The organism is Micromonospora sp. NPDC049171 (assembly GCF_040648275.1).
Lineage (GTDB): Bacteria > Actinomycetota > Actinomycetes > Mycobacteriales > Micromonosporaceae > Micromonospora.
This window is the reverse complement of the sequence record NZ_JBEZDJ010000001.1, coordinates 570509-594405: the sequence shown is the minus strand read 5'-3', so window position 1 is coordinate 594405 and position 23897 is coordinate 570509. Positions and strand designations below refer to the sequence as shown.

Annotated in this window: 28 protein-coding genes; 16 read left to right on the top strand and 12 right to left on the bottom strand. The window is 70.3% G+C overall.

Annotated features, from left to right (window positions below; genetic code table 11):
- Window positions 1-16: 16 nt before the first annotated feature.
- The 5 genes from AB0B14_RS02385 to AB0B14_RS02365 all read right to left on the bottom strand — a co-directional run bounded on the left by AB0B14_RS02385 (window position 17) and on the right by AB0B14_RS02365 (window position 3278).
- Window positions 17-715, bottom strand: a complete 699-nt coding sequence (locus tag AB0B14_RS02385; RefSeq protein WP_357063679.1) for an urease accessory UreF family protein — start codon at window positions 713-715, stop codon at window positions 17-19.
- Window positions 715-2418, bottom strand: a complete 1704-nt coding sequence (locus AB0B14_RS02380; RefSeq protein WP_357520768.1) for an urease subunit alpha — start codon at window positions 2416-2418, stop codon at window positions 715-717. Before AB0B14_RS02380 ends, AB0B14_RS02385 begins: the two co-directional genes overlap by 1 nt.
- On the bottom strand, window positions 2415-2750 hold the full coding sequence (locus AB0B14_RS02375; protein ID WP_357520767.1) for an urease subunit beta: 336 nt from the start codon (window positions 2748-2750) through the stop codon (window positions 2415-2417). Before AB0B14_RS02375 ends, AB0B14_RS02380 begins: the two co-directional genes overlap by 4 nt.
- Complete coding sequence (locus AB0B14_RS02370; RefSeq protein WP_355029767.1) at window positions 2747-3049, bottom strand: urease subunit gamma; 303 nt, start codon at window positions 3047-3049, stop codon at window positions 2747-2749. Before AB0B14_RS02370 ends, AB0B14_RS02375 begins: the two co-directional genes overlap by 4 nt.
- A gap of 91 nt (window positions 3050-3140) precedes the next feature.
- Window positions 3141-3278 carry a hypothetical protein gene (locus AB0B14_RS02365; RefSeq protein ID WP_357520765.1) on the bottom strand — a complete coding sequence of 46 codons (138 nt, stop codon included), beginning with the start codon at window positions 3276-3278 and terminating at the stop codon, window positions 3141-3143.
- Between the two features lie 97 nt (window positions 3279-3375).
- On the opposite strand from AB0B14_RS02365, the gene AB0B14_RS02360 reads away from it, so the two are divergent.
- The gene (locus AB0B14_RS02360; RefSeq protein WP_357520763.1) at window positions 3376-4182 is read left to right on the top strand and encodes a hypothetical protein; all 807 of its coding nucleotides are present in this window, start codon (window positions 3376-3378) and stop codon (window positions 4180-4182) included.
- A 57-nt stretch (window positions 4183-4239) separates the two neighbouring features.
- Window positions 4240-4644 (top strand): hypothetical protein, encoded by a 405-nt coding sequence (locus AB0B14_RS02355; protein ID WP_357520760.1) that lies wholly within the window; start codon window positions 4240-4242, stop codon window positions 4642-4644.
- 40 nt (window positions 4645-4684) lie between these two features.
- Here the strand turns inward: AB0B14_RS02355 and AB0B14_RS02350 are convergent, their stop codons facing one another.
- A complete protein-coding gene (locus tag AB0B14_RS02350; RefSeq protein ID WP_357063692.1) occupies window positions 4685-5854 on the bottom strand; it encodes an LLM class flavin-dependent oxidoreductase in 1170 nt (389 codons plus the stop codon).
- Between the two features lie 170 nt (window positions 5855-6024).
- Between AB0B14_RS02350 and AB0B14_RS02345 the strand changes: the two genes are divergently transcribed.
- From AB0B14_RS02345 to AB0B14_RS02315, 7 genes are all read left to right on the top strand, one after another.
- Window positions 6025-7002, top strand: coding sequence for an aliphatic sulfonate ABC transporter substrate-binding protein (locus AB0B14_RS02345; RefSeq protein WP_357520758.1), 978 nt, complete (start codon window positions 6025-6027; stop codon window positions 7000-7002).
- On the top strand, window positions 6999-7832 hold the full coding sequence (locus AB0B14_RS02340; protein WP_357520756.1) for an ABC transporter permease: 834 nt from the start codon (window positions 6999-7001) through the stop codon (window positions 7830-7832). Before AB0B14_RS02345 ends, AB0B14_RS02340 begins: the two co-directional genes overlap by 4 nt.
- Complete coding sequence (locus AB0B14_RS02335; protein ID WP_357063699.1) at window positions 7805-8536, top strand: ABC transporter ATP-binding protein; 732 nt, start codon at window positions 7805-7807, stop codon at window positions 8534-8536. The genes AB0B14_RS02340 and AB0B14_RS02335 overlap by 28 nt, the downstream gene beginning before the upstream one ends.
- A 14-nt stretch (window positions 8537-8550) precedes the next feature.
- Window positions 8551-9957 (top strand): selenium-binding family protein, encoded by a 1407-nt coding sequence (locus AB0B14_RS02330; RefSeq protein ID WP_357063702.1) that lies wholly within the window; start codon window positions 8551-8553, stop codon window positions 9955-9957.
- Window positions 9954-10583 (top strand): hypothetical protein, encoded by a 630-nt coding sequence (locus AB0B14_RS02325; RefSeq protein WP_357063706.1) that lies wholly within the window; start codon window positions 9954-9956, stop codon window positions 10581-10583. The genes AB0B14_RS02330 and AB0B14_RS02325 overlap by 4 nt, the downstream gene beginning before the upstream one ends.
- A 146-nt stretch (window positions 10584-10729) precedes the next feature.
- Window positions 10730-11236, top strand: coding sequence for a hypothetical protein (locus tag AB0B14_RS02320; RefSeq protein WP_357520754.1), 507 nt, complete (start codon window positions 10730-10732; stop codon window positions 11234-11236).
- Between the two features lie 53 nt (window positions 11237-11289).
- On the top strand, window positions 11290-12306 hold the full coding sequence (locus tag AB0B14_RS02315) for a methyltransferase (RefSeq protein WP_357520752.1): 1017 nt from the start codon (window positions 11290-11292) through the stop codon (window positions 12304-12306).
- A gap of 89 nt (window positions 12307-12395) precedes the next feature.
- Here the strand turns inward: AB0B14_RS02315 and AB0B14_RS02310 are convergent, their stop codons facing one another.
- Entirely contained in the window at window positions 12396-13247 is an 852-nt protein-coding gene (locus AB0B14_RS02310; protein WP_357063713.1) for an alpha/beta hydrolase, read from the bottom strand.
- Between the two features lie 180 nt (window positions 13248-13427).
- On the opposite strand from AB0B14_RS02310, the gene AB0B14_RS02305 reads away from it, so the two are divergent.
- The 3 genes from AB0B14_RS02305 to AB0B14_RS02295 all read left to right on the top strand — a co-directional run bounded on the left by AB0B14_RS02305 (window position 13428) and on the right by AB0B14_RS02295 (window position 14966).
- On the top strand, window positions 13428-13748 hold the full coding sequence (locus AB0B14_RS02305; protein WP_357063716.1) for a hypothetical protein: 321 nt from the start codon (window positions 13428-13430) through the stop codon (window positions 13746-13748).
- Window positions 13742-14029 (top strand): hypothetical protein, encoded by a 288-nt coding sequence (locus AB0B14_RS02300; RefSeq protein WP_357063719.1) that lies wholly within the window; start codon window positions 13742-13744, stop codon window positions 14027-14029. Before AB0B14_RS02305 ends, AB0B14_RS02300 begins: the two co-directional genes overlap by 7 nt.
- 70 nt (window positions 14030-14099) lie before the next feature.
- Entirely contained in the window at window positions 14100-14966 is an 867-nt protein-coding gene (locus tag AB0B14_RS02295) for a metallophosphoesterase (protein ID WP_357520750.1), read from the top strand.
- 756 nt (window positions 14967-15722) lie between these two features.
- Here the strand turns inward: AB0B14_RS02295 and AB0B14_RS02290 are convergent.
- The 4 genes from AB0B14_RS02290 to AB0B14_RS02275 all read right to left on the bottom strand — a co-directional run bounded on the left by AB0B14_RS02290 (window position 15723) and on the right by AB0B14_RS02275 (window position 19282).
- Window positions 15723-16103, bottom strand: coding sequence for a hypothetical protein (locus tag AB0B14_RS02290; RefSeq protein ID WP_357520748.1), 381 nt, complete (start codon window positions 16101-16103; stop codon window positions 15723-15725).
- Between the two features lie 402 nt (window positions 16104-16505).
- Window positions 16506-17657: a helix-turn-helix domain-containing protein gene (locus tag AB0B14_RS02285; RefSeq protein WP_357520746.1), complete on the bottom strand. Its 1152-nt coding sequence runs from the start codon at window positions 17655-17657 to the stop codon at window positions 16506-16508.
- Entirely contained in the window at window positions 17644-17823 is a 180-nt protein-coding gene (locus tag AB0B14_RS02280; RefSeq protein WP_357520744.1) for a hypothetical protein, read from the bottom strand. The genes AB0B14_RS02285 and AB0B14_RS02280 overlap by 14 nt, the downstream gene beginning before the upstream one ends.
- A gap of 148 nt (window positions 17824-17971) precedes the next feature.
- Window positions 17972-19282: a helix-turn-helix transcriptional regulator gene (locus AB0B14_RS02275; protein ID WP_357520742.1), complete on the bottom strand. Its 1311-nt coding sequence runs from the start codon at window positions 19280-19282 to the stop codon at window positions 17972-17974.
- 325 nt (window positions 19283-19607) lie between these two features.
- Here AB0B14_RS02275 and AB0B14_RS02270 point away from each other — a divergent pair, with 325 nt between their 5' ends.
- Window positions 19608-20078, top strand: coding sequence for an NUDIX domain-containing protein (locus AB0B14_RS02270; protein ID WP_357520740.1), 471 nt, complete (start codon window positions 19608-19610; stop codon window positions 20076-20078).
- Here the strand turns inward: AB0B14_RS02270 and AB0B14_RS02265 are convergent.
- Window positions 20066-20620, bottom strand: a complete 555-nt coding sequence (locus AB0B14_RS02265; RefSeq protein ID WP_357520738.1) for an HD domain-containing protein — start codon at window positions 20618-20620, stop codon at window positions 20066-20068. The genes AB0B14_RS02270 and AB0B14_RS02265 overlap by 13 nt on opposite strands.
- Window positions 20621-20692: 72 nt before the next feature.
- Here AB0B14_RS02265 and AB0B14_RS02260 point away from each other — a divergent pair, with 72 nt between their 5' ends.
- The 3 genes from AB0B14_RS02260 to AB0B14_RS02250 form a co-directional block, all read left to right on the top strand.
- A complete protein-coding gene (locus AB0B14_RS02260; protein WP_357520736.1) occupies window positions 20693-21229 on the top strand; it encodes an NUDIX hydrolase in 537 nt (178 codons plus the stop codon).
- 206 nt (window positions 21230-21435) lie between these two features.
- Window positions 21436-21780 (top strand): hypothetical protein, encoded by a 345-nt coding sequence (locus tag AB0B14_RS02255; RefSeq protein ID WP_357520735.1) that lies wholly within the window; start codon window positions 21436-21438, stop codon window positions 21778-21780.
- A gap of 125 nt (window positions 21781-21905) precedes the next feature.
- Window positions 21906-23897, top strand: a 1992-nt coding sequence (locus AB0B14_RS02250; protein WP_357520733.1) for a tetratricopeptide repeat protein, incomplete at its 3' end; no start/stop codon positions are given.

Below are 23897 nucleotides of genomic sequence, written 5' to 3'. Positions count from 1 at the left end.
GCTCGGCACAACAGTCTCAGGACGCAAAGAGACGCACCTCCCAGGTGGCATGGATTTCGGCATGGATGTCGGCGAGTGGAGCGGCAGCGGCCGGCAACCGCTCCGGTGGATCGTCGGCGGCCCGGGCCGCCTCGGCGGCCGTGCCGTCGCAGGCGTCGGCAAGACCGACAAGCAGGGCCTGGACCTGGTACGGGTCGAGGCCGAGCAGCCGTACGCCGGCGCTGGCCGCCCCGGTCAGCGTCCCGTACGCGGCGACCGTGGCGGTTTCGAGACGGGACAGCCCGGCCGCCGCGCAGAGCAGCCCGAGCACCAACGGTTGGTGTGCGCCGCCCGGCGTCGCGGGCAGGTCGCCGAACGAGGCATCCGGCCAGATGGCCCGTCCGGCACGCAGCAGCGCCCGGCCCTGCCGGCGGGAGACCGCCCGCAGGGTCGGCGACGCGGTACGCGCGTCCAGCTCCCCGTCGAGCTGGGCAAGCATGCCCGACCGCGCGGCCACGTCGGCGATTTCGGGCTGCGCTGCCCGGTGTGCGGCTGCCGCGAAGGCCGCGCCGACCAGACCGGCGGTGGCCAACCGCCCGGCCAGGAACGCCGCCAACGAGGTCAGGTCGGTGACCCGGCCCGCGGCGACGGCCGCCTCCAGACCGCCGGAGTGCGCGTGCGCCCCGGCCGGGAAGCGTCCGTCGGCCAACAGCAACAGCAGGCTCGGTGTCGCCATCAGAACAGGAAGTACCGCTGGGCCATCGGCAGTCGGGTCACCGGGTCCGGCTCCACCACCTGCCCGTCGATCCGTACCGTGAACGTGTCCGGATCCACCTCGATGCGCGGCATCGCGTTGTTCTCCGGCAGGTCGGCCTTGCCCCGCGACCGCACGTCGCGCACCGGCACCACCCGCCGTCGCACGTCGAGGCGGAGCCCCGCGTCCAGGGCCGCCGGCGCCACGAAGGCCAGGCTGGTGGCGGCGGCCGCCGCGCCGTACGCCCCGAACATCGGCCGCGGCAACATCGGCTGCGGCGTGGGGATCGACGCGTTCGCGTCACCCATCTGGGCGTACGCGATCATGCCGCCCTTGAGGACCAGGTGCGGTCGTACGCCGAAGAACGCCGGGTCCCAGAGCACCAGGTCGGCGAGCTTGCCCGGCTCGACCGAGCCGACCTCGTCCTCCAACCCGTTGGCCATGGCGGCACAGATGGTGTATTTCGCGACGTACCGCCGGGCCCGGTGGTTGTCGGCGGCGCCGTCGCCCGGCAGTGCGCCGACCCGGTCCTTCATCACGTGCGCGCTCTGCCAGGTTCGCATGATCACCTCGCCGACCCGGCCCATCGCCTGCGCGTCGGAGCCGATGATGGAGATCGCGCCGAGGTCGTGCAGCAGGTCCTCGGCGGCCATCGTGGACGGCCGGATCCGGCTCTCCGCGAAGGCCAGATCCTCCGGCACGGACGGGTTGAGGTGGTGGCAGACCATCAACATGTCCAGGTGCTCGGCGAGGGTGTTGGCGGTGTACGGCCGGGTCGGGTTCGTCGACGACGGCAACACGTTCGGTTCGCTGGCGACGGTGATGATGTCCGGTGCGTGCCCGCCGCCGGCGCCCTCGGTGTGGTAGGAGTGGATGGCCCGGCCGCCGATCGCGCGCAGGGTGTCGGCGACGAAACCGGCCTCGTTGAGCGTGTCGGTGTGGATCGACACCTGGACCCCGGACGCGTCGGCCACCCGCAGGCAGGCGTCGATCGCTGCCGGTGTGGTGCCCCAGTCCTCGTGCAGCTTGAAACCGCCCGCGCCGGCCCGCAACTGCTCCCAGAGCGCCTCGGTGGACACGGTGTTGCCCTTGCCGAGCAGCAGCACGTTGACCGGCAGCGTGTCCAGGGCCTCGTGCATCCGGGCCAGGTGCCAGGCGTTCGGGGTGACGGTGGTGGCCCGGGTCCCCTCGGCCGGCCCGGTGCCGCCGCCGACCATCGTGGTGATGCCACTGGCCAACGCCTCGGTGACGATCTGCGGGCAGATGAAGTGCACGTGGGTGTCCACCGCGCCGGCGGTGAGGATCCGCCCGTTGCCGGCGATCACCTCGGTGGCCGGGCCGATGACCAGGTCGGGGTGGACGCCGGGCATGGTGTCCGGGTTGCCGGCTCGGCCGAGTGCCACGATCCGTCCGTCGCGCAGGCCCACGTCGGCCTTGATGACGCCCCAGTGGTCGAGCACCACGGCACCGGTGATGACGGTGTCCAGCGCCCCCTCGGCGCGGGTCGCACGGGACTGGCCCATCGACTCGCGGATCACCTTCCCGCCGCCGAAGACCGCCTCGTCACCGCCCACGCAGTGGTCGGTCTCCACCTCGATCAACAGGTTGGTGTCGGCCAGTCGGATCCGGTCACCGGTGGTGGGCCCGTACAGGTCGATGTAGCGGTCCCGCCGCACGGCGCTCACCGCGGTGCCCCGTCGGCCGGTGGCGGGTCCAGCGGCCCGGCGCACTCTGCGCGCAGGCCCGGCACGACGCGCGCTCCCCCGAACGGGACGAGGTCGACGCTGCGGCTGATGCCCGGCTCGAACCGGACCGAGGTGCCCGCCGGCACGGCGAGCCGTTGCCCCCAGGCGGCGTGCCGGTCGAACGTCAGCGCCGGGTTGGACTCGGCGAAGTGGTAGTGCGAGCCCACCTGCACCGGCCGGTCGGCGGTGTTGACCACGAGCAGGGTGGTCACCGGACGACCCACGTTGATCTCGACCGGGCCGGCGGCCGGCAGGATCTCCCCCGGGATCACGGGATCGGGTGGTGCACCGTCACCAGCTTGGTGCCATCCGGGAACGTCGCCTCCACCTGCACCTCCCTCAGCAGCTCGGGGATGCCGTCCTGGACGTCGTCGCGGCTGAGCACGGTCCGGCCCGTCGACATGAGGTCGACCACCGACTGGCCGTCGCGGGCCCCTTCCAGCAGGAACGCGGTGATCAGCGCGACCGCTTCGGGATAGTTGAGGCGCAGGCCGCGCTCGCGGCGGCGGCGGGCGACGTCGGCCGCGACGTGGACGAGCAGACGATCCTGCTCGTGCGGGCTGAGGAACACGGGCTTCTCCCGGTGGGATCGGCGTGCCCGGCTCGTCGTCGGCTCCGCACGGAGCCGCGCCAGGCAGCACTGCCCGGGGTACGAGCTGGAGTCACAGGACCGCCGGAACCACCGCCGACGGGGTGACCCGGGACTCCACCATCCCGGCCCGCGCAACGGGCAACCGGCGGTGTCCGGTCGGATGCGGACCGCACCGCCCACCGCTGAGCAGACCGTAGAGGATCGCCACCGGCCGAGGCAACACTCGACCGCGTGTCCGGGACCCCGCTGGTGTGCGCGTCGGTGAGAGCATGAGCACAACCCGAGCACTGTGGAGGACAGCGCCCATGCAGGAGTCAGCGTCCACGGCGACCGATGACCGCGAACGGCGGATCCGGGCGCTCGCCGTGGTGGGTGTGGCGGCGAACGTGCTCGGCGTCGTCACCGCCGTGCAGAGCGCACTGCGGCGGGACGCGCTGCTGATCGCCCTCGCTGTCACCGCCGTCCTGCTGCTCGGCGGGTTCTGGTTCTGGTACCAGCGGACCCGGCTGGCGATCACCCTGCTCACACTCGGCTGTGTGCTGCTCGGCGCGGTCGTGGCGACCCAGCTCGGTCGCCAGTCGACGCCATCGCCCGTCGCGCACGCCACCGCGACACCGTCGACGCAGTCGGCACCGGGCGGTGCTCCCCCGCCGAGCGGCACCGGGGGTCCGCCGTCGGCGGGGGCCACCCCGATCGCCAGCGGCACCCCGGCGGACCCGGACGCGCCCCGGACGCTCGTGGACGGCAGCGTCGTGCTGCCGCGCGGCTCGGCCGTCGACGTGGACCGACCGGATCAGCGGGTCGTCGCGCACCACACCACCGGGGCCACCGACGGGCTCGACCTGTACCACGACTGGGGAGATCTGCGGTCGGACAACGTCCAGGTGGCCAACCCGCCGAACGTGTACCAGTACTCCGGCGGCGACCCACGTCGTGGATACGCGACGTGCGCCGCCGGCGGGCCGGGCTCCCCCCGGGCGTTGTTCACGCCCGGCGCGGATTTCTGCTTCCGCACCTCGGAGGGGCGCGTCGGGTTCGCGACCATCACCTCGCCCGGCAGCGACCCGACGTTCGTCGTGCGCGTCCTGGTCTGGGACGCCACCGGCGCCTGAGGTCGGGGGGTCGGGACAGCCGTTCCGGTGCGGTGGTACGCAGGGGATGATCACCGGATGACGGCGACGAGGGGTACCCGCGCACTGTTCGGTGTTCTGTTCCTGGCGGTGGCCACGGTCGGGGCGTGGATCCTCTGGCTGGGCTGGGACACCCGGTACACGGTCGACGCGCAGACCGGCGCGAGCAGCGGTCCGTACGAGCCGTGGCAGGTGATCGGCTGCGTGTTGACGCTCGTGCTGCTGGCCGCGCTCGCCGGGACGCGGCTCAGCCCGTGGCTGGTGGCGCCGGTAATGACAGTGACGTTCACGGCGGTCTGGTCGTGGCGGGCCGCGGGGACCGACGACAGCGGGTTGTGGGCGGTCGGGGGGATTCTGGTGCTGGTCGGGATGGCGGTCGGCAGCGCCCTGGTGAGCCTCGTCGGGCGGCGGGTCGGCCAGCGGTCCGCCGGCCGATCCGCCTAGGGCATGCCGGCCGGGGCGCCAGTTGCCGCCGGTCGGCTGGTCAGCGGGCTCCGGCGGGCTGCGGCGCGGGCACACCGGCGAACGGGACGTCGACGTGGTCCGTCGGCTGGCCGTCGGGGTGTCGCCACAGGCCGCGGTCGCGCAGGATCGGCAGCACGCCCTCCCCGAACCAGTACGCCTCCTCCAGGTGCGGGTAGCCGGAGAGGATGAACTCGTCGATGCCGAGCGCGTGGTACTCGGCGATCCGGTCGGCGACCTCGGTGTGGCTGCCCACCAGCGCGGTGCCGGCGCCGCCGCGGACCAGCCCGACGCCGGCCCACAGGTTGGGTGCGACCTCCAGGCCGTCGCGGGACCCGCCGTGCAGGTCGAGCATCCGGCGCTGCCCCTCGGACTCGCTGCGGCGCAGCCCGTCCTGCACCGCCCGGATGTCGGCCTCGGCGATGCCGTCGAGCAGCCGGTGCGCCTGCGCCCAGGCCTGCTCGGCGGTGTCCCGGGCGATGACGTGCAACCGGATGCCGAAGCGCAGCTCGCGCCCGGCGTCGGCGGCCAGTGCCCGGACCCGGCTGACCTTCTCGGCGACCTGGGCCGGGGGCTCGCCCCAGGTGAGGTAGACGTCGCTGTGCCGCACCGCCACCGGCAGCGCGGCGGCCGAGGAGCCACCGAAGTAGACGGCTGGGACCGGGTCGGGCAGCCGGTGCAGCCGCGCCTGCTCGACGCGTACGTGGGTGCCGGCGTGGTCCACCGTCTCGCCGCGCCAGAGCGCGCGCACCACGTGCAGGAACTCGTCGGCCCGCGCGTACCGGGCGTCCTTGTCCAGGAAGTCACCGTAGGAGCGCTGCTCCTGCGACTCGCCGCCGGTGACCACGTTGAGCAGCAGCCGGCCCCGGGACAGCCGCTGGAAGGTGGAGGCCATCTGGGCGGCGAGGGTGGGTGAGGTCAGGCCGGGTCGGAAGGCGACCAGGAACTTGAGGCGCTCGGTCACCTCGGTCAGCATCGCCGTGCTCAGCCAGGCGTCCTCACACCAGGCGCCGGTCGGGGTGAGCGCGCCGACGAAGCCGAGCTGCTCGGCGGTGCGGGCGATCTGCCCCAGGTACGCCACGCTGGCCGGACGGGCTCCCCCGGCGGCGCCGGTCGGCACGCCGTGTCCGCCGCCGACGATGTCCCGGCTGTCGCCGTTGGTGGGCAGGAACCAGTGGAAGGTGAGGGTCATCGCGGCTCTTTCCTCCAGCGGGGACGGTCGGCGCACGCGGCGAGGCGGGCACCTCCTGAGGGGTGGGACGATCGCGCCGACAGCCTACCCATAAAACCTATCGGGTTAGTAGGCTACTCACCACCTGTCGATGCGCCACCACCCCCGCTTGCCCGACCCGAGGAGCCGCCATGCCCACCCCGTCAACGAGCCGCCCTCCGCGTCGCCGCCTCCTGACGGCCGCGCTCACCACCGTGGCGCTGCTCGCCACGGTCGCGGTGAGCGCGTGCGGCGGGACCGCCGATGCGGGCGGCACCAAGGGCAAGCTCCGGATCGGGTACCAGCGCTTCGGTGGCCTCAGCCTGGTCAAGGCGCGCGGCGCGGCACCGGATGTGGAGTGGGCGCTGTTCGAGAGTGGCCCGGCGCTCACCGAGGCGCTCAAGGCCGGGTCCATCGACATCGGACAGGTGGGCGAGGCCCCGCCCGTCTTCGCCGCGGCCGGGAAGATCCCGTTCTCCGTCATCGGCACCTCCGCGCCGATCCCGCAGGGTGAGGCCGTGCTGGTCAAGGCCGATCGGGGCTACCGCAGCTTCGCCGACCTGAAGGGCAAGACGGTCGCCCTCAACAAGGGCTCCAACGTGCACTGGCTGCTGGTCCAGCTCCTCAAGGCGAACAACATGACCCTGAAGGACATCCAGGTCAAGTACCTCAAGCCCGCCGAGGGGCGGCCCGCGTTCGACGGCGGGCAGATCGACGCCTGGGTGATCTGGGACCCGTACTTCGCCCTGGCCGAGCAACCGGGGGTGCAGGTGCTCGCGGACGCGACGGGTCTGGCCAGCAACCGCGAGTACGTCCTGGCCGCCCCCGGCGCGGTCGACAAGCGGTCGGACGACATCCGGGCGTTCCTCCAGCGCTACCGTGAGGTGACCGACTGGGGGATCGCCCACCCCGAGGAACGGGCCAGCACCCTCGCGCCGGAGCTGAAGATCCCGCAGGACGTCACCAGCCGTGCCCTGGCCCGCAGCGCCAAGCCGCTCGCCCCGGTCACCCCGGCCATCGGCGACGAACTCCAGGCGATCACCGACAGCTTCATCGCCCTGGAGCTCATTCCCGGCCCGGTCGACCTGCGGTCCCGGGTCGACGACCGGTTCAGCGCGGTCTTCCAGTGAGCCGCACGACGCTCGCCGAGGCCCCCAGCGAGGTGGTGACCGCGGCGCCCGCCGCGCCGCGGCGCCCGGGGGTGGCCCGGCGCTACCGGCGGCTGATCAGCCCGGTGGCGCTGGTCCTGGGCTGGGAGCTGGCCGCCCGGACCGGGCTGCTGGCACCGGAGAAGCTGCCCGCGCCCAGTGACGTCCTGGCCACCGGCTGGCGGCTGGCCCGGGACGGGACGCTCTTCGTGCACCTCCTGGACTCCCTCACCCGCGCCGGGGCGGGTCTGCTGATCGGCGGCGTCCTGGCGCTGGTCCTGGGCACGGTGGCGGGTCTGCTGCGCCTCGGCGACGACCTGGTCGACCCACCGGTGCAGATGGCCCGGATGCTGCCGCACCTGGGCCTGGTCCCGCTGCTGATCATCTGGGTCGGCATCGGTGAGTCACTCAAGATCAGCCTGGTGGCGCTGGGCGCGTTCTTCCCCATCTACTTCAACACCTACGCCGGCATCCGGGACATCGACGAGCGGCTGGTGGAGGCCGCTCGTACCTGCGGGCTGGGGCAGGCCGCCCGGCTGCGGCACGTGGTGCTGCCCGGCGCGCTACCGGCCCTGTTCCTCGGCCTGCGCCTGGCGATCGGCGCGGCCTGGCTCAGCCTGGTCGTCGGCGAGCAGGTCAACGCCCAAACCGGGATCGGCTTTCTGATGATGGAGGCACGGGAGTTCAGCCAGACCGACGTGGTGGTGCTCGGCCTGCTCGTCTACGCGCTGCTCGGGCTGATATCCGACCTTGCGTTGCGGGTCCTGGAGAGGAGGATGTTGACATGGCGTCGCGGACTGCGGGCCACCTGAGCGGCACGACGCTGGTGTTGACCGCGCACGCGGTGCACCGGGCGTTCGGGCCGACCGTCGTGTTGGCCGGGGTCGACCTGACCATCGCCCGTGGCGAGGTGGTGGCCCTGCTCGGCGGCAGTGGCTCCGGCAAGAGCACCCTCCTGCGGATTCTCGCCGGGCTCGACGGCGAGGCCAGCGGCGAGATCGTCGTGCACGGCACCGCCGCGGTGGTCTTCCAGGAGCACCGGCTGCTGCCCTGGAAACGGGTCGCACCCAACGTCGGGCTCGGGCTGTCCGGAGCGGACACTGCCGGCCGGATCCAGCGGGCGCTGGCCGAGGTGGGGCTCGCCGAACGGGACCGCGCCTGGCCGGCCGAGCTCTCCGGTGGGCAGGCGCAACGGGTCGCCGTCGCACGGGCCCTGGTCCGCGAACCAGACCTGCTGCTGCTCGACGAGCCGTTCGGCGCCCTGGACGCGCTGACCCGACTGCGGATGCAGGTCCTGCTGCGCCGGCTGCGCGCCGAGCACGGCTTCGCGGCCCTGCTCGTCACCCACGACGTGGAGGAGGCACTGCTGCTCGCCGATCGGATCCTGCTCCTGGACGAGGGCCGCATCGCCGCGGACCTTCCCGTCGACCTGGCCCCCACCCGTACGCCGGACGACCCGGCCTTCGGCGCGCTGCGCCGGCACCTGCTCGACCGACTCGGCGTTCCCACCACCTGACGAGCGGAGCTGTGATGACCCGCTGGACCCCCGACCCCACGTTCTATCCCTCACCCCGCGAGGCGGTGACCGCACCGGCGGAGAAGCTGGCCTACGTGGCGGCCTTCGACCGGACGGCCAGCCGCCCGGACGCCATCGTGGTGCTGGACACCGACCCCGACTCCCCCGACTACGGCCGGGTCGTGGGCTGGACCGACCTGCCGCACCTCGGCGACGAGCTGCACCACTTCGGCTGGAACGCGTGCAGCAGCGCGCTCTGCCCGACCGCACCGCACCCGCACGTCGAGCGGCGCTACCTGATCGTGCCCGGCCTGCGGTCGTCGCGCATCCACGTGCTCGACACCCAGCCCGACCCGCGCCAGCCGCAGGTGGTCAAGGTGATCGGGCCGGAGGAGCTGGCCAAGCGGGCCGGCTACTCCCGGCCGCACACGGTGCACTGTGGCCCGGACGGCATCTACCTGTCCGCCCTCGGCGGCGCGGACGGCGCGGAAGGGCCGGGCGGCATCGCGATCCTGGACCACACCACGTTCGAGGTCCGCGGGGCGTGGGAGGCCGACCGGGGTCCGCAGTTCCTCGCGTACGACGTGTGGTGGCACCTGACCCAGGACGTGCTGGTCACCAGCGAGTGGGGCACCCCGTCGATGATCGAGGACGGCATCATCGGTGAGTTGCTGCTGGGCCGCCGCTACGGCCACGCCATCCACTTCTGGGACCTCGCGAAACGTCGCCACGTGCAGCGGGTCGACCTGGGCGATCAATACCAGATGCCGCTGGAGCTGCGCCCGGCGCACGACCCGACGAAGTCGTACGGGTTCGTCGGGGTGGTGATCAGTGTGGAGGACCTGTCCGCCTCGGTCTGGCTGTGGCACCGCGACGGGGACGCCTGGGCGGTCACCAAGGTGATCGACATCCCGGCCGAGCCGGCCGACCCGGCGGACCTGCCCGACCTGCTCAAGCCGTTCGGCGCGGTGCCGCCACTGGTGACCGACATCGACCTGTCAGTGGACGACCGGTTCCTCTACGTCTCCTGCTGGGGCACCGGTGAGCTGCGCCAGTACGACGTCAGCGACCCGCTGCACCCGGTGCACACCGGCTCGGTGCACCTCGGCGGGATCGTCCGCCGCACCGCCCACCCGTCCGCACCGGACGAGGCCCTCGCGGGCGGCCCGCAGATGGTCGAGGTCAGCCGGGACGGCCGACGGGTCTACGTCAGCAACTCCCTCTACGGCGCCTGGGACGACCAGTTCTACCCCGACGGGGTGGGTGCCTGGCTGGCGAAGCTCGACGTCGACACCGACGCTGGTGGGCTCACCCCGGACGAGCGGTTCTTCCCGCACGGCGAGGAGTTCCGCGGGCTGCGGGTGCACCAGACCCGGTTGCAGGGCGGGGACGCGTCCTCCGACTCGTACTGCTTTCCGTGACCGTCGCCACCCTGGCGACGCTCGCCGCGCTCGGCGCGTTCCATGGTCTGAACCCGGCGATGGGGTGGCTGTTCGCGGTGGCCCGGGGTTTGCAGGAGCGCAGCCGCGCGGCGCTGCTGCGGTCGCTGCCGCCGATCGCGGCGGGGCATCTCGCCTCGGTGGCCATCGTCGCGGCGCTGGTGACCGCGACCCGGTCGGTGACGGCGAGCACCGCCCTCGCGGTGGTCGGCGGCGTGCTGCTCGTCGCCTTCGGGCTGTGGCGGCTGCTGTCCGAGCGGCACTTCCGCTGGGCGGGGATGCGACTGTCCTCGGCGCAGCTCGCCGGCTGGTCGTTTCTCATGTCGTCGGCGCACGGCGCGGGGCTGATGCTGTTGCCGGTGCTGGTGGCCGAGCCGGTGCCCGGGGGCCACGCCGGGCACCTGGCCGCCGCACCGGTGGGTGCGCTGACCGGGCTCGCCGCGGCCGGGGTGCACACCGCGGCGATGCTCGGCGTTGCCGTGGCCGTGGCGATGCTCGTCTACCAGGTGCTCGGGGTCGGCGTGCTGCGCCGGGCGTGGTTCAACGTCGATCGGCTGTGGGCGGGCGTGCTTGTCGCGGCCGGGCTGGTGACGCTGATCCGCGCGTGAACGTCGGTCCTTCGGCCGGCCGGCTCAGCCGAAGGACGGACAGGCCACCCGGGACTCGCATTCCATCGATCGATGTGGGAGGGCGGGCCACCGCCATACGGTCGTTCTCGGTCCTGACCGTTCGAGCGATCCGCGAGGTGTTTCCCATGACAGATGACGTTGACCGGAGGCGGTTTCTGCGACGTGCCGCCGGTGCGGGCGCCGGGGTCGGCGCGTTGGCACTCGGCACCGCGATGGGCGCGAGAGGGGTGGCCGAGGCGGCCCCGCCCGGCCACGGGGTGTCCGGCAGCCCGGTGCTGGGCACCTGGCGCGGGGTGGTCACCCTGCCGCACGAGGATGAGGTCGCCCTGTTCACCTTCCTGCCCGGAGGCTTCTTCCTGTCGTTCGCGCAGGGCATCCACATCGCCACCGGTCGGTGGGAGGCCACCGGCCGACGGACTGTCACGTTCCTGTTGTGGCAGGTGCTGCCGCACGACCTGAAGGGGCAGCCGCTGCGCTACAACGGCGAGGTTCGGGCGCTGCACCACGCCCAGGTGAACGGCGACAGGCTGACCAGCGAGGGCACCTACCGGGCGCTCGACATCGACGGCAACGAGGTCGGTCGGGGCCCGGTGAGCGCCACGGCTACGCGGTTCGACATCAGCACCTTCTGACCCGGCCACCCGCGCCCATAGTGGAGGGAGTCGATCTGTGATCTCATGTCGCGATGAACACTCCGACTCCCCTCATGCGCCTGGTGGCCGGTGTGTGGGGGTTCAAGACCCTCGCGGTCGGCGTCGAGCTCGGCCTGTTCACCCGGCTGGCCGGCGGGCGGACGATGACCGTGGAGGACGTCTCCGCCGAGTTCGGGTTACCCGACCGGCCCGCAGACCTGTTGCTGGCCGCCAGTGCCTCACTGGGCCTGTTGGAGAAGGCCGGCGCCGGCTACCGCAACACCGAGTTGGCCGAGCAGTTCCTGGTCGAGGGCCGCCCCTACTACTTCGGCGCGCAGGTGCGCTACTCGGACCTGCGCACCTACCTGCCCTGGCATCGCATCGGCGAGGCCCTGCGCACCGATCGACCGTTGACCTGGGACCCGGAGTCCCAGCAGTCGATGTTCGACACCGCCGACCCGGCGATGCTGGCGCAGTTCTGGGACGCGATGTTCTCCACGTCCAGCTTCACCGCCAGCGCGTTGGCCGACGCGTACGACTTCTCCGCCCATCAACGGCTGCTCGACGTGGGCGGTGGGGCGGGCGCGTTCCCGATCGAGTTCTGCCGCCGCCTGCCCGACCTGCGGGCGACGGTGCTGGACCTGCCGCACGTGTGCGTCCGGGCGCGGGAGCGGATCGCCGAGGCCGGTCTGACCGGGCGGATCGACGCGGTGGCCGGTGACTTCCTCGTCGATCCGGCGCTGCCGAGCGGGCACGACGTCATCCTGCTCAGCATGATCCTGCACGACTGGGACGAGCCCACCAACCGGGCGCTGCTGGCCCGCTGCCACGCGGCGCTGCCGCCCGGTGGGGCGATCGTCGTCTGCGAGCTGCTGCTCAACGACGAACGCACCGGGCCACCGGAGGCGGCGCTGATGGGGATGAACATGCTCGTCGAGACCGAGGGCGGGCGCAACTACTCGGGCGCCGAATACCGGACCTGGCTTGCCGACGCCGGCTTCGTCGACGTGCGTACCGTGCCGTTCGACGCCCCGGGCGCCAACGGCGCGGTGGTGGCCCTCCGGCCCTGACCGCCGGCGACACCCGGCCCCGGTGCGAACCGTGGGCCGGGTGTCGCGGCACCGCACGGTGCCGGCGTCCGATCGGCTACCGGTACGGGTCAGGCGCGAGCCTTCGCCGGCTGCTTCATGAACTCCAGGATCGCCTTGTTGACGTCCTCGGCGTGCGTCCACGGGATACCGTGCGGCGCGCCCTTGAGCGTGATGAGCTTGCCGGTCGGCATCATCGGCCCGAGCCGCTGGCCGGTCACCGGGTAGGGCAGCACCCGGTCCTGGTCACCCTGCACGATCAACACCGGAATGTCGATCTTCGGCAGGTCCGGGCGGAAGTCCTCCTGCCAGGCGTCCACACTGTCATGGGTGGCCTTACCGGAGGCCATGGCGCCGATCTGCCAGTGCGCCCGGTACGCCTCCTCGCTGACCCGCTTGCCCATGTTCTGATCCGGGTTGAAGAACGCGTCGCAGAACGACGTCAGGTACGCGAAGCGATCCTTGATGATGGCGTCCTGGAAGCCCTTGAAGAGGCTCCGCTCGACACCCTCCGGATTGTCGCTGGCCTTGGCCAACATGGGTTGCAGCGGGCTGAGCACCACGGCCCGACTCACTCGCTGGGAGCCGTAGTTACCCAGGTAGCGGATCACCTCGCCGGTGCCCATCGAGTGCCCCACCAGGGTCACGTCGCTGAGGTCCAGCTCGGTCATCAGCACGTCCAGGTCCGCCGCGAACGTGTTGTAGTCGTACCCGAAGGCTGGTTGCGCCGAGTTGCCGTAACCGCGGCGATCGTAGGTGATCGTCCGGTATCCGGCCTCGAGCAACGCCCTGGTTTCCTTCTCCCAGGTCGCCCCGTTGAACGGGAAGCCGTGGATCAGCACCACCGGCTTACCGGATCCGTGATCCTCGTAGTACAGGTCGATGGGTGCGGAGTTTTCCGTCCCCACGGTGATGAAAGGCATGTTTGTCTCCTGCTCCGGTCTCGGGCTGTCGGACCCCCCGCGCTTTCCCGTCGGGTCGCCGGATATGCGGGCCACCGAAGGCACCCCGGCAGGCGCTCACCCGACCACCGCACCATCGACATTTATCAACCTCATCGGTACGCTCGCCGGTAGGAAAGTTTCGGCGTACGGGAGGTGGGCATGCCCCGACGAATGCGCACGAGGGTCGCCGCGTTGGCCATCGGAGCGGCCACGGTCGCAGTGGGCGCCACGCCGGCCCACGCCGACCCGGTGGTGCCACGGCACGCCATCGTGGTCTGTCAGAGCGCCAGTTTCTACGCCAACTACGACTCGGCCGGCGGGCCGACCGGCCTCAAGCGCACCCTGGTCTACGGCAACAAGATCGGCCACACGCCGGGGGCGCACCCGGTCTACAACGGGTGGGCGGCGTCGTTCGACTTCGGCCCCAACGACTGGGGCTACCTGCGCGCCGAGTGCATCGGTGGGTACGACTCATGGTGACCCGACGTCGGACGGTCGCCGGCCTGCTGGCCGGGATCGTCGCCGCCACCGTGACCCTGCCGTCCCCCGCGCAGGCCGCCAACGGCACGATCGGCCAACGGGAGACAGTGTGCGCGAGCGACCTGTTCGTCCGCACCCAACCCAACGGCGCCTGGATGGGCACTCTCTACCAGGGGCAGACCTTCCTGGTCGAGGGTCCCCGCAGCGGCGGCTACGTCTACGGCTTCGCGTACGGGTATATCAACCGACGCGGCTGGGTGCAGGACGGCTGGTTCTGCTGACCGCCTCCGCTGGCGCGAGACGGCAGGACAGGGGTGTCCGGATCGGCTCGCGACGGCCTAGCCTCGCAGGGTGAGTCTTTCGCCTCGGCTGCGGGCCGTCAGTGACCTGCACATCGCGTACCCGGAGAACCGCTCGTTCGTCCAGGAGCTACACCCGGACCACGACGGCGACTGGCTGCTCGTCGCCGGTGACGTCGCCGAGCGGTACGCCGACGTCGAGTGGGCACTGGCGCTGCTGAGCACCCGCTTCGCGAAGGTCGTCTGGGCACCGGGCAACCACGAGCTGTGGACGCCGCCCGACGACCCGGTGCAACTCCGTGGGAGGGCGCGCTACCAGGAACTGGTCCGCATGTGTCGACAGTTGGGGGTCGTCACCCCGGAAGACCCCTACCCGGTCTGGGACGGCGTGGGCGGCCCCGCCACGGTCGCCCCGCTCTTCGTGCTCTACGACTACACGTTCCGGGTGCCCGCCGCGCGCACCAAACAGGAGTCGCTGGATCTGGCGTACAAGGCAGGGGTGGTCTGCTCGGACGAGTCGATGCTGCACCCCGACCCCTACCCGAGCCGGGAGGCGTGGTGCGACGCCCGGATCACCGAGACCGAGCGCCGGCTGTCCGAGCGCGACCCGGCCCTGCCGACCGTGCTGGTCAACCACTACCCACTGGTGCGCGAACCCACCGACGTGCTGTGGTATCCGGAGTTCGCCCAGTGGTGCGGCACCGTCCGCACCCGCGACTGGCACCTGCGCTTCGGCGCGGCGACGATGGTCTACGGGCACCTGCACATCCCCCGCACGACGTTCCACGATGGGGTGCGGTTCGAAGAGGTCTCCCTGGGCTACCCGCGCGAGTGGCGGCGACGCGGCTCGGTCCCCGACCCGGTGCGCACCATCGACCCGGCGGAGGACCTACGCCGACGCGCGTCCGTCACCGGGTAAGACCGACACCGTCGCGCCACGCCGGCGCGCGGTCGGCGCGCGGGCCCAAGATCGACTCGTTTTTCAGGAACTCGCGGTGTCCGAGCGGCTCGGACACCGCGAGTTCACCAAACCCGAGTCGATCATCAGCGCTCTCCCAGCAGTCGGGACGCTGACCCGGCTACTCACGGCCGAATGAGGCCGACCAACGTCGCCAGTCGCGTCACGCCGGCCGGCGCCGGCTTCGCGCGGGCGACATCGGCGATGAGGGTACGCGCCAACGGCCGGCACCGAACCTCAGCAGGCGCGACACTGTCCGCGTCGACCATGGCGCGTGCCGCGCCACGCAGGTCACCCAGTTGCAGGTACGCCCGCGCGGCGCCTGACCCAGACCGCGCTCGTCTGCTTCGTAGGCAGCGCGGGAGTGAGGGGCAACCAGAGCAGCGACTCGCGCAGACATACGACAGTAGGCGAGCGACCGGACGCGATTCGCCTACTGTCGATGCAGTCTGAGCGGAGAACCGAACTTCTGCCGCTCCTCGTCGCCAATGGCACGTCGCAGTGATCCGGCACCGGGTTCGGATCCGGTGGAAGGTCAGCTAATTCGGAGACGTCCACGTGCTCACGCCGCCGTCGTCGAATGTCGCCCTCAGCCATCGTCTTGACAGAACCGATGCCACCCGAACGTTTATTGATTGAACGTCATAAATGATTATCCAATGGGCGACACTCAGCGCGACTCACCCAGGTGGCGGCACGATGAATGTGATCTCGGGGTTAGCTGGTACGGCTGGTTCGCATGATCGCGTGGGTCTGTCCGTAGTCGTAGCCGACCGGGAGCAGGCCCGCATAGCCGGGGGGAATCTCCCCGTGGGAGCCGTTGCAGGTGGTGGTGCGGAACACGTACCACCTCGTGTTGGTCAGGTTAATGACGAAGTCGTCGTCGAAGCTCTGCAGCTTGATGCACGTGTTGCGGGGCGTGTTCCCGGGGTACGGCGGCTCGGAGGGACTGAGCCAATAGTCATACAGGCAAAACTGGGGGCTGTCAGAGCAGTCCGCAAGAGCCGCCTGAGCCGGAGTTGTCGCCACGAAGGCGCCAGCTCCGATCGACAGCAAGAAAGTGGACAGCCCTGCCATGAGCCTGCGCTTGACGATCATTCGTCCTCCTCGTCGATCTGACGACCGCCCCCGCTGCCGATGAGACGAAGGCCGGCTTACATTGTGACAATGTAGCCGGCCCGCTGGCATTTTTCTACCCCGATTCCTGTCGGCCGTCTCGGCAATCCCTTTCTGTCGACTTGGCGTCCGGACGAGGGTTGATGATCGCCATGGAGTGGCGTGCGAGGGATGCACGAGGACCACATCCCGGCCCGGGACGGCGGACAGGAGCACCGCGATGCCGGGTGGATGCCGCAGGAGCCGCTGGCCGGGTCGAAGGTGCGTCCCGCCGACCCGGCGAGGGTGCCGAAGCTGGGTTACCCGCGCGAGTGGCGGGCGGTTCGGTGCCCGATGGGGTGCGCAGGATCAATCCGGCCGCCGCCCTGCGCCGGTGCTCGTCCGTCAGCGGGTCAGACCGACCACCGTCGCCAGTCGCGCCACGCCAGCCGGCGCAGGCTGCGCGCGGGCGATCTCGGCGATCACGGTACGCGCCAACGGCCGGCACCGAACCTCGGCCGGCGCGACGTGGTCCGCGTCGACGAGGGCGCGTGCCGCGCCACGCAGGTCACCCAGTTGCAGGTACGCCCGCGCGGCGTCGAGCAGGTAGGCGCCCCGATGCTCGGCCGGCAGTCGCCGCCACCCCTCCCGCCGCACCACCGTCGAGTGTCGACGCACCGCCTCGTCGGCGTCCCCCCGTTGCGCCGCCACCAGCACCCGCGCCAGGTCGACGGCAACCGGCCCGAAGCTGGTGCGGTGCTCATCGTCGTACCCCCGAAGGTTGGCGGCGACGCCCGCGGCCCGGTCGGTCAGCTCGTCGGCGCGGCGGTGCTCGCCGGAGCCGGCGGCGGCCAGAGCCGCCTGGAGCAGCAGCGTCCCGCCCACGGCCCACTCCCCCGGCGACCGTTGCGGCCTGATGCGGTTCGCGGCGGCGAGCGTCGCGGCCAGGGCGAGACGGTCGCGGCCCGATTCGCGCAACGCCTGCCCGACCGACACGGCCGCCGTCGCCGCGAGCGCCGGATCGTCACCCGCCACGGCCATCGCCCGGTCGGCGGCCAGCCACCCGAGGTCGGCCTCACCGAGCTTGACCAGCAATGCGGAGGTGATCCGGTACGTCTGCACCCGCAACTCCGGTGCCCGCACGCCCTGCACGACATCGAGCAGACCCGGCAACACCCGCACCAACTGCGCGTAGTGCGCATGCTGGTAGGTCAACCAGGCATGCCCGACCTGCCTTCTCGCCTCCTCCGTCGCCTGCCCGGTGGCTTCCGGTGTGTCGTAGCGGGCGAGAGCGGCCCGGATGTCGTCCACCCCGCCGAGCGCGCCGACCGGCGTCCGCTGCGGCTGCTGGCCGAGCAGCACCTCCGGGTCGACCCGCAGCACCTCGGCCACCTCGTGGATCACCGAGTACCGGTCCAGGGCGCGCACACCCCGCTCAACCTTGTCGACCCAGCTCTTCGACCTACGGAGACGGTCGGCGAGCTGCTGCTGCGTCATCGAGCGCCGTACCCGCCAGCGCGCGACCCGGCGGCCGATCGGCAGGTCATCGCTGGTCACGCCGCCACCGCCGATCCGGGACCGCACGGGTCGTGTCCTCCACCGGTACGCGCTCCGCCTCGGCCTGCGCCAGGAGGCGCTGCTTGGCCGCCTCACGCTCGACCGCGTCCGACTCTTCGCCCTTGCTTGCCGGCTCGTCGCCCTGCTTAGTTCGTCTGCCGCTCATCGCCCACCTCACGGATCGGGGCGCGACGTGCACGTGACGGAGTTGGCCGTCGCACCCGGCACGTCATGACCCCCAAAGCGGGTCATTCGCGACGCCCAGGTAACAGCCTGTGACGATCACCAGCCACGATCCAGACGGATCGCGTCCGCTACTGTCTCCCGAGGTGTCCGCCTGTCACGGCGGACAGGTCGGCGGACACCTTCAGGAACTCGTCAGCAGCGCCCGTACTGCCCTGAGCGGCGGCAATCATGCGACGCAGTTCAGCGATACGGTCGACTGCGCGCTGCGACCGTGCCGAGCGCGCGAGGCCCACAGACCGCCCCGCCGCGACCACGGCGTGCTCAAGCTCCCCGGCCTGCAACAGGGCTTCCGTGAGCCAACTGAGATACAAGGAAGTCTCGCGTGGAAAGTCGTCGCCGTAACGAGCGATCGCACCCTCCAAGATGGGCACAGCCCGCAGTGGCCGCCGCAACTCGGTCCACACGCGCCCAGCCATGACCTCAACCTCGTCGCGGGTCAGCCAGTACGCCCAGGAGGGAGCTTCGTCCAAGTCGCAGTGTTCATAGACTCGCTCGACATCGCCCAGTGCTCGTTCGGCAAGGCTCGCCTCGCCCAGACGCGCGTGTGCCCAGGCGACCCGCTCCAGCAGTAGGGCTTGGCCGGTGGCCTCTGCCGCATGTCGACCACCGACGTACGCCGACCTTGCCAAGGTGACGGCAGAGCGCCTGTCACCGAGATTCGCCTCAAGGTAGGACAGGCTGCTGAGGCAGTTGGCCGCGCTGGCGCTGTCGCCACCAGCGTGCGCGGCCCGCATCCCAGTCAAATAATGCTGACGTGCTTCAGTGACCCGGCCGGAGTCCTCGGCGACGAAGCCCGCCAACTGACAGAGGTCAGCGATGGCGACGAGCAGCCTCCGATTTACCGCTTCTCGATAGCTGCCCTCGCGAAGCAGGTCAGCGGTGGCGGCCAACTCGGCGGAGACCATCGTGTAGGTCTCTGCACCACCGACGTGGTCGTCCAACCGTCGAAGCTGGCGAACCCGACCTTCGATGCGAGCCACCGTCTCGTCTCCGACGCGGCGGCCCGCGCTCAGTTCATATCGCTGCGGCGGCTCCGCGATCAGCCATTGATGTGCCAGCGCGGCCGCGATCTCCGGGTTGGGCGTCTGCGCGACGAGCAAGTCGGCGAGCTGTTCGGCATCGCACCGCAACCCATAGGTGACCGCCGACCCCTCCTCGGCGCCGGGGGCCACGGCAAGCGCAGCCAGCATCCCGCCCACCTCCAAAGCAGCGTCCAAACGCTGCGCCGTGTTCACGGTCGGATTCTTTCGACCGCAGGCCAGGTCGTGGAGATAGCTCTTGCTGTAGAAAGTTTTTCCAGCCAGCGCGCGGTAACTGACTCCCCGACTCTTGATCAGAGTCCTGAGTCTTTCAGCGAAAGGCGAAGCAGATTCGGACATCGTTGCTCCAAATAGGCCTGCGGTAGGCAGTCGCGCTTCGGACAGTACATCGGCCGTCACCGAAGGCACGTGGAACGCCAGCCGGATTTATCAGCCACGTCCAGCTACCTTTACCGCTTGTAAGCCACGCGATACCAGCAACCGCTTAGACCGGGCACACTGTCTGGCTCCGCTAGCGTCACGGAGGTGACCTGGACGGAACCCGCCACCTGGTAAGCAAACCTGGTTTCCTTCTACGCCGCTGCGGCGCTCATCACCAACCCCGACGGCAACATGCAGCTCCGTCTGGCCCGAGCACTGATCCGCCCGATGAGAGGTTGACGGCATGGCCCGGATCGAGCACTTCCACAACCCGAACGCCCCGAAGCCCAACAGCATCGTCGTCGCCGTGACCGTCTTCGTCCAGGATGGCCAAGGGCGGGTGCTGCTCATCCAACGCACCGACAACGGCCTGTGGGCGCTACCCGGCGGTGCCCAGGACTTCGGCGAGTACATCGCCGAAACGGCTGTCCGGGAGACGCGCGAGGAGACCGGCATCGAGGTTGAGATGACCGGGGTGGTCGGGATCTACACGAACCCAAACCACGTGGTGGAGTACAGCGACGGCGAGGTGCGGCAGCAGTTCTCGATCTGCTTCCGCGGCCGCTACGTGTCGGGAGACCCTACGACCAGCGACGAGTCATCGTCAGTGCGCTGGGTGGCGCAAGACCAACTGGACCACCTTTCGATCCACCCCTCCATGCGGCTTCGGGTCGACCATGGATTCCAGTGGCGTCCTGAACCCTATGTCGGCTGAGCTGACATGCGTATCTGGGTCCTACGTATCGCGTCTTGAAGCGTCGGCTCAGCCCTGTGCCAGAACCGAGTCACAACGTCGTCCGGGCCGTAGCGCTCTCGGATCTCCTCCAACCTTTCATCGACGCTGAGGTCCTGACCGTCTGGACCAGTCGTCATGTCCGCGTACCAGAGTGCATCCGATGTCGCCGTCTCCTCACGGGGAAACTCTTTGGCCAAGGCCTGGCCCAGACCGCGCTCGTCCGCTTCGTACGCAGCGCAGGAGTGGTGGGCGACCAGAGCAGCGACTCGCGCTTCGAAGCCTCGACGCTGTAGCCAGCGCGCGCCGTCCAGCGAGTGCAGACCCGTATCGGCGGCATCCGGGGCGTATCCGATGTCGTGGAGCCAGGCAGCCGCCGTCAGCAGGTCCGCATCGTCTCCGACCAGGCACGCAAGCCGCTCCGCCTTGACCGCCACCGCCTGTACGTGCCGCCACCGACGGGGTAGGCAACTCCGCAGGTGACGCTGCGAGGTTGCCGCAGCTCGCTCTGAATACGTACCCACACGGAAATTCTATGAGGCCAATTGACTCGGGCCGCCCCTGACCACCTCGGCCCGTCCGCTAGCGTCGCCGAGGTGACCTGGACGGAGCCCGCCACCTGGTACGCCAACCTGGCTTCCTTCTACGCGGCCGCCGCGGCCTTTATCACCGACCGCGACGGCAACGTGCTGCTCGTCAAACCCACGTACCGCGACCACTGGGCCTTCCCCGGCGGCTATGTCGACGAGGGCGAATACCCGCATGATGCCTGCGCCCGCGAGATTCGAGAGGAGTTAGGAATCTCGGTGGTGGTGGGCAATCTTCTCGTCGTCGACTGGGCACCGCCCGCCGGGGAGCGGCCACGCGCGATCATCAGCTTCACGTTCGACTGCGGGTCGGTCGATAACCTCGATGGCTTCGATCTGCCGGGACAGGAGTTGGCGGACGTCGCTTTCGTCCCGCCCCGAGAGGCCGAGCGGCATCTTCCCGGCAACGTCGCCATGCGAGTCCAGGCGGCGATGAGCGCTCGCGACCTGCACGCTCCGCTGTACCTTGCTGGCGGCTCTGTCGTTCCACTGCCCTCCGTTCATGGAGCGGAACAGGAAGCCGGACCTCGGCCGCAGACTGCGTAAACACGATCCGGTGCACAGGTCGATTCCTTGGTGGCTCCCGACGCTATCGCAATTCCTGAAGTCATTCCCGTGTCGATCCTGCGCTTGTTGATCTATGCGCTTGCCGGCCTCAATGTGGACTGGGATTGTCGGGTGTTGGTCTCAGGGAACAGGTCATTGACGCTCGGTGGTATAGGTGAGCGGCGTGTTTCAGGGGGAGGAGCCGGATGCGTCGGGTCGTATTCACTGTGCTGTCGGTCGTGTTAGCTGCCGCTGTAGCTGTGGTGACGAATGAGTTCACGGAGCGGTGGCAGTGGGTCTGGGGCGTCGGTCTGGCGTCGCTCGTCGCGCTCATGGCGGCGGTGCAGGTGGGCTTGACCAACCCAGGGCGCGGTGGGACGGACCGGCGGAATGAGCAGTCTTCGGTGACGGTGTTTGGTGATCGGTCGGTCGGGTCGGCGGGTGACGGCACGGTGGTTACCGGGGACCGGAATGTGGTTGGCCAGCCCCGTGCCCTGGGCGGTGCCGAGCCGGTGGATGGGGTGGGTTCCCCAAAAGACGATCGCCGGTGAGGTCTGACGCCGGCTCAGGTGTGGGTGATGTTGACGTCGCAGGTGACCGGTCGGTCGGCTCGGCGGTCAACAGCGTGGTGGTCACTGGTGACCGTTCGGTAGTACTGCTAGCTGATGATCGGCAGGTGGCCGAGGTCCCCGTCGTGGGGACGGTCGCCGAGTTGGAGAGGTTGTTGTTTGGGCCGGTGGTGGGGCCCGACCTGTCGTTGGTGGGTTCGTGGTTGCGTCCGGATGCGGGCGTGATCCAGGCCGAGCCGCGTGGCGAGGCGGACGCGTTGGTGGACTGGTGTGTGTCGGCCGGTGGACCGGTGGTGCGGTTGGTGTGTGGGTCGGGCGGGCAGGGCAAGACGCATCTCGCGGGTCAGGTGTGTCGGCGGCTATGGGAGCAGGGCTGGTCGGCGGGGGTGGTGTCGGTGCCGTCGCCGAGTTGGCGGGCGGTGCGGCTGTCCGATCTGGCACAGGGCGGAGCGGCGGGGCAGCGAGCGCGGCGCGATTTGCAGCGGGTGGTGGAGTTGACCGCCGGGGTGCAGGCGGCGGTCCGGTTGCGGGTGCGGACGCTCCTGGTTGTCGACTACGCGGAGAACGTCGGTCCGGTGGTGGCCGAGCTGTTGGACACCATTGCGGAGGCCGACGCTGCCAGGTGTGTACGGGTGTTGCTGCTGGCGCGCACGGATGCGGATTGGTTCCGTGCTTTGTCGGTGGATCACCGGCTGCATGACTGGGTGCATCCCCGGCCAATGCGGTTGGCGACGTTGTCGCGGGACTGGGATCAGGGCCGGGAGTGGGAGGTGTGGACGCGGGCGGTGCAGCGATTTGCGGTGCATGCCCGTGAGCGTGGCTTCGAGGTGCCGCCGGGTGTCGGGCAGGCGTCGTTGCTCGGGGGCGGGTTCGCCACGACGTTGGATTTGTATGCGGGGGCGTTGTTGACGGTGTTGGATGCCGCGGACGGGCCGCGAGGAGGGGATCCAGGTGACTTGGACGCGTTGGTGGGGGTGTTGCGGCATGAGCAGCGTCAGGTGTCGGCGGCGCTGAACGCGGTAGGTCTGGATCTGGGTGAGGTGGGGCAGGCGTGGGCGGTGGCCATGGTGTCGTTGACGGCACCGGGGACCGTGGACGAGGCGATGCAGGTGGTGAGCCGGCTTTCTGGGGTGTCGGGTGTGGGCGACGTGGACGGGCATGGATTGGTGCGGGTGTTGTGTGGGTTGTTTCCGGATGAGTCGCGGGAACGGGTGTGGCAGGCGCCGAAGCCGGATCGCTTGACGGATATTCACCTGTTGGAGTTGGCTGCTCGGTCGTCGAGCCGGCGACAGTGGATTGATGATCTGGCGGCGGTGTGTGGTGATGATGATCCTGAGGTAGCGGCGCACGCGACGGCGGTGCTGCGGCGGTGTTTGTCGACGCCGGATCCGGGCGGGGTGTGGCGGGACGGGTTGGGGCTTGTCCGGGATGGGCTGGCGGGTTTGGCGGTCCGGTTCCCGCCGGCGTATGTGCCGGCGTTGGTGGTGGTGGATCCGGTGGGATTCGAGTCAGAGCTCGTGGCTGCGGTGAATGGCAGTGACGGTGGGTTGAGCCTGGCGCAGGTGGAGGAACTGGACGCGCTGCTGCACCGGTTGGGGTTTGCGACGACGCGGACGCAGGTGGCGGTGGCGGTGGGGCAGAGGCTGGTAGCGGCGACACGGACTGACGCTGCCCGTGATGAGGTGTCCCAGGACCGATATGCGCGCGCGTTGAACAACCTGTCGGTGCGGTTGGGTGAGGTAGGCCGACGCGACGAGGGACTGACAGCGATCGAAGAAGCCGTCACGATCCGCCGCCGACTGGCCGAGACCAACCCCGCCGGCTACCTCCCCGACCTCGCCATGTCGCTGAACAACCTGTCGGTGCGGTTGGGTGAGGTAGGCCGGCACGACGAAGGACTGACAGCGATCGAAGAAGCCGTCACGATCCGCCGCCGACTGGCCGAGACCAACCCCGCCGGCTACCTCCCCGACCTCGCCATGTCGCTGAACAACCTGTCGGTCGATCTGGGTGAGGTAGGCCGACGCGACGAGGCACTGACAGCGATCGAAGAAGCCGTCACGATCCGCCGCCGACTGGCCGAGACCAACCCCGCCGGC